This window comes from Mesorhizobium sp. M1E.F.Ca.ET.041.01.1.1 (genome assembly GCF_003997355.1).
Taxonomy (GTDB): Bacteria; Pseudomonadota; Alphaproteobacteria; order Rhizobiales; family Rhizobiaceae; genus Mesorhizobium.
The window spans coordinates 1-2783 of the sequence record NZ_RZSL01000693.1 but is presented as its reverse complement, the minus strand read 5'-3'; the positions used below and the strand labels follow the sequence as shown (position 1 = coordinate 2783).

Below are 2783 nucleotides of genomic sequence, written 5' to 3'. Positions count from 1 at the left end.
GGCTGGCCGAGGAGCCTGTCGAGATCGCGGCACCGCCGCTCACCCGCTCGAACGCGCTAAGCGACATCGACCTGATCGCGCTGATCGGCCGCCACGGCCTGCCGCATGCGCGCGCGATCGCGCGCCGCAAGGAGCTCAATTCGACGATCGCCGACCTGATCCGCGCGCTGGAGAAGCCGACGCTGGTCAAGACGCGGCCACCGGAGACGGTCACGAAGCTCGCGCCGGTGAAGTCGGCGCCGATCGACGCCGCCGAAGACAAACGCCCGCCTGCCGGCGAAGCCGAGGAGAATGCGCGGCGCCGCCTGCGCTCTATGATGCGCCCCGCCGGCGAGAACGCGGCTATCAATACCTTCCTCGGCCAGCCGGCCTATGTGAAGCTGCGCGAGACGGCGCTGACCGGCAACGCCGCTTTCTTCCAGACAGCGCTCGCCGATGCGCTCGACATCGATTTCGCCACGGCCCGCTCGGTGACCGAACCGTCGAGCTACGCGGCGCTGCTTGCAGCGCTCAAGGCGCTCGACCTCAGCGAGGACAGGGCCTTCCTGATCGCGGTCGCCGTCTATCCTGGCGAGTTCCCGCATCCGCAGGCGATCCGGCTGTTCCTCGACCGCTACCGGCTGCTGCATCGCGAGGCGGCGCTCGACAAGGTCCGGGCCTGGAAGGCCGAAACCCTGTCACGCGCGATCCGCGGCAATGCCTCCGAGACGACAAGCGGCGAGCGTCAGGCGTCGAACAGCGACGGAAAGGCCTCCAGCCTCAAGGCGTCCTGAGCTTCGAACCGACCTACTCCGTCTCCACGGAGACAAGCTCTTCGACCGGAACGGAGCCGGCCTCGATCTCGACCACCCAGATATCCGGATCGAATCTCTTTTCCTTCTCGAGCCGCACATCGAATGCCGAGGCATCGTCGCTGGAAGCGAGCAAGGTGAAGAAGCGCTCGTCGGGCTTTGCCGAATCATAGCTCGTCTGCGGCGCCGGGCCGTAGAGAGCGACCTCCCCCAGCCGGCCGCGCGACAACACGAAGACGGCGCCCGCCTCCATCGCGCCGCGCTTGACCACGGCGGCAAAACCGCCGGCGGCGAAGACGCGGCGAAGCAAAGCCGATACCCAAAGATCGGTGGTCACGCGCATGGCGGGATTCCGGATGGCATGCGCGGTTCCTTACAGCATCGGCAGAGGAACCGGAACGGCTTGCGCCTCTCAGTTCGTCAGGCCGATCTCGCGCATCTTGACGTAGACTGCTTCGTCCGGCTCGCCCGTTTCGGGCAAGCCGAACAACGCCTGGAACTCCTTGATCGCGGCCTTGGTGCGGGCGCCGACCTTGCCATCGAGCTGCATGTCGTCATTGCCGAAGGCCTTGAGGCCGGCCTGGATCTTGACGATGCGGGCGTCGGGCGCTTGCGTTGTGCCATCGGCGGGCGCCGAGACCGGAATTGGAGCCGGCGCAGCCGGTGGAGCGGCAGTTGCCGGCCGCGGCGCCGGATGCGGGATGGCTGCGGTCGTCTGCCGGGCGCCGAGCTGATCGAGCAGCGCGCCGTCGATCTCTCCCGATCCGGGCAAGCCGACCTTGAGCTGATAGGCCTGGATGGCCTTGCGCGTGGCGGGCCCGGTGAGGCCGTCGACGGTACCGTCGTAGAAGTCGAGGTCCTTCAATATGCCTTGCACCTGCTGGACGACCGGGTCGGGCTTGACGGCCGGCTGCGCCGGCGCCTGCCGCACGATGTTGATGGTGGTCTCCGGTTCGTCGGAGACGGCGTTCGGGAAATTCTCGATGCTCCTGGTGGCGAAGAAGGCGCCCGTGTGCGGAAAAGGCTGATACCAGAGCGCGTTGGCCGAGACGTAGAACAGGGTCACCAGGAAGGCGGTCGAGCCGCCGACCAGAACCGGATTGCGCGAGATCACCTGGCCAAGCGCCACAGCGCCCTCGGCAAGGACGCCGCGCTCGGGTTCGACCACCTTAGGCCGTCTTGCGGAGCGAGCCATTGCTGTCCCCATTTGCATCCCTCTTCGGCTTTGCAGCCGGCATCGGCAGCACCCCGACGGGCGCGCCCGTGCGCCGCTTCGGCCCGCTCACCGGCAGGCTGATCGTCACCGTGGTGCCCTCACCCGGGGCGCTCTCGATCGACATCGTGCCCTCATGCAGCGCCACCAGGCCCTTGACCAGGGACAGGCCGAGCCCGGTTCCCTCGAAACGGCGCGTATAGTCGTTCTGGATCTGCATGAACGGCTTGCCGAGATTGGCCATATCCTCCTCGGCGATGCCGATGCCTGTGTCGCTCACCCAGAAATGCAGCCGCGAGCCGACGCGCTTGGCGCCGATCGTCACGCTGCCGCCATCGGGCGTGAACTTAACCGCGTTCGAAACGAGATTGATCAGGATCTGCTGCACGGCGCGGCGGTCGGCATTGATCTCGCCGGCGTCCGGCGCGATCTGCGCGCCGAGCGCGATGCCCTTCGCCTGCGCCAGCGGCCGCATCATCGAGCGGCACATATCGACCGCCTCGACAAAGCGGAACGGTTCCAACTCGGTCGCATAGGCGCCTGCCTCGATGCGCGAGACGTCGAGGATCGATGTGACGACGGACAGAAGATGTTGGCCCGACTGCCTGACCAGTTCGACATATTCCTTCTGGCGCGGATCGCGGAAGGCGCCGAACATCTCGTGCAGCAGCATGTCGGAGAAGCCGATAATGGCGTTGAGCGGCGTGCGCAGCTCGTGGCTGACCACCGCCAGGAAACGCCCCTTGGCCACTTCGGCGGCCGCGGCGGTCTCCCTGGCC

At 67.1% G+C, this 2783-nt stretch carries 4 protein-coding genes; 1 reads left to right on the top strand and 3 read right to left on the bottom strand.

What is annotated here, in order from left to right; translation table 11 throughout:
* Nucleotides 1–773, top strand: a 773-nt coding sequence (locus EOA38_RS32705; protein WP_127301170.1) for a DUF2336 domain-containing protein, incomplete at its 5' end; no start/stop codon positions are given.
* A 13-nt stretch (nucleotides 774–786) separates the two neighbouring features.
* Here EOA38_RS32705 and EOA38_RS32700 read toward each other — a convergent pair.
* From EOA38_RS32700 to EOA38_RS32690, 3 genes are all read right to left on the bottom strand, one after another.
* Nucleotides 787–1134: a DUF1491 family protein gene (locus EOA38_RS32700; protein WP_127301169.1), complete on the bottom strand. Its 348-nt coding sequence runs from the start codon at nucleotides 1132–1134 to the stop codon at nucleotides 787–789.
* Between the two features lie 69 nt (nucleotides 1135–1203).
* The gene (locus tag EOA38_RS32695) at nucleotides 1204–1986 is read right to left on the bottom strand and encodes a peptidoglycan-binding protein (RefSeq protein ID WP_127301168.1); all 783 of its coding nucleotides are present in this window, start codon (nucleotides 1984–1986) and stop codon (nucleotides 1204–1206) included.
* Nucleotides 1961–2783, bottom strand: an 823-nt coding sequence (locus tag EOA38_RS32690; RefSeq protein WP_145966183.1) for a HAMP domain-containing sensor histidine kinase, incomplete at its 5' end; no start/stop codon positions are given. The genes EOA38_RS32695 and EOA38_RS32690, both read right to left, overlap by 26 nt.

Coding starts and splice junctions, on each gene's coding strand:
- EOA38_RS32695 (WP_127301168.1), bottom strand. CDS start 1,986: ATGGCTCGCTCCGCAAGACGGCCTAAGGTGGTCGAACCCGAGCGCGGC.
- EOA38_RS32700 (WP_127301169.1), bottom strand. CDS start 1,134: ATGCGCGTGACCACCGATCTTTGGGTATCGGCTTTGCTTCGCCGCGTC.